This is a genomic window from Crenobacter caeni, from assembly GCF_010435965.1.
GTDB classification, from domain to species: domain Bacteria; phylum Pseudomonadota; class Gammaproteobacteria; order Burkholderiales; family Chromobacteriaceae; genus Craterilacuibacter; species Craterilacuibacter caeni.
The window spans coordinates 1-1123 of record NZ_JAAGAA010000032.1 but is presented as its reverse complement, the minus strand read 5'-3'; the positions used below and the strand labels follow the sequence as shown (position 1 = coordinate 1123).

The window sequence follows — 1123 nt, the reverse complement described above, 5'->3', positions numbered from 1 at the left end:
TAATGTGATGGTCAGCCTGAACTCCAACAGCCCAGCAGGCTACGCTTGCTGGGCTGTTTCCAATTCGGCGCGGAGGATCATCATGGCAAACATCGCACTTTTCGGTCTGGACATCGGCAAGCAGACCTTTCACGTAGTCGGGCACGATGCGCAAGGGCGGCCGGTGTTCAAGCGCCAGTTCAGCCGCAACAGCCTGCTTGAGTTTCTTGCCAGGCAGCCCGTCACCCGCATCGTGATGGAAGCCTGCTGCGGTGCACACTGGCTGGCGCGCAAGCTCGCCGGCTACGGCCACACCGTCCAGCTGATCGCGCCGCAGTATGTGCGCGCCTTCGTGACCGGCAACAAGAACGACTTCATCGACGCGCAGGCGATCTGCGAAGCGGCTTCCCGCCCCACCATGAGCTACGTGGCGGTCAAGTCGCCCGAGCAGCAGGCGATGTCGGCCTTGCACCGCCTGCGCGAAGCGCGCATTGGCGAGCGCCCGCAGGCGGGTAACCAGATCCACGCGCTGCTGCTGGAGTTCGGTGTGGCGCTGCCGGTCGGCGTGCGCGGCATCAAGCAGGTGCCGGTCTGGCTGCAGGAAGAGAGCGGCCTGCCGGCCTTGGCGCGGCGGGTGCTGGAGCGCCATTTCGATCACTGGTGCGCGCTGAACCGGCAGATCACCGAACTGGACGCCGAGATCGCGGCGCAGGCCAAGGCCGACGACGTCGCCAGCCGGTTGATGACGGTGCCGGGCATCGGTCCGATCACCGCCAGTCAACTGGCGGCGGATGCCGGCAACGCCAAGGGTTACGGCTCGGCGCGCGACTTCGCCGCATCTTTGGGGTTGGTACCACGCCAGCACTCGACCGGCGGCAAGGCCAAACTGCTGGGCATCAGCAAGCGCGGCGACAAATCATTGCGACGGCTGTTGGTGCAGTGCGCGCATGTAATCATGCAAAACGCTGCGCGCTGGACGAGTGCGATGGCTCAGTGGACGGTGGCGCTGATGATGCGGCGCCACGCCAATATCGTGGCCTGTGCGCTGGCCAACAAGCTGGCGCGGGTCGTGTGGGCGATTCTCGCCAAAGGCGGCGAGTATCGCCCCAGCCCCACGCCTTGAATTGAAACAAAACCGCCGGGA

The 1123-nt window shown here is 65.3% G+C and carries 1 protein-coding gene; it reads left to right on the top strand.

What is annotated here, in order from left to right; translation table 11 throughout:
- The first annotated feature begins 82 nt into the window (after positions 1-82).
- A complete protein-coding gene (locus tag GZH52_RS16615) occupies positions 83-1102 on the top strand; it encodes an IS110 family RNA-guided transposase (protein WP_163318040.1) in 1020 nt (339 codons plus the stop codon).
- The last annotated feature ends 21 nt before the right edge of the window (positions 1103-1123 follow it).

Excerpts from the sequence above, each read along its gene's own strand:
- GZH52_RS16615 (WP_163318040.1), top strand. The coding sequence starts at position 83 with ATGGCAAACATCGCACTTTTCGGTCTGGACATCGGCAAGCAGACCTTT.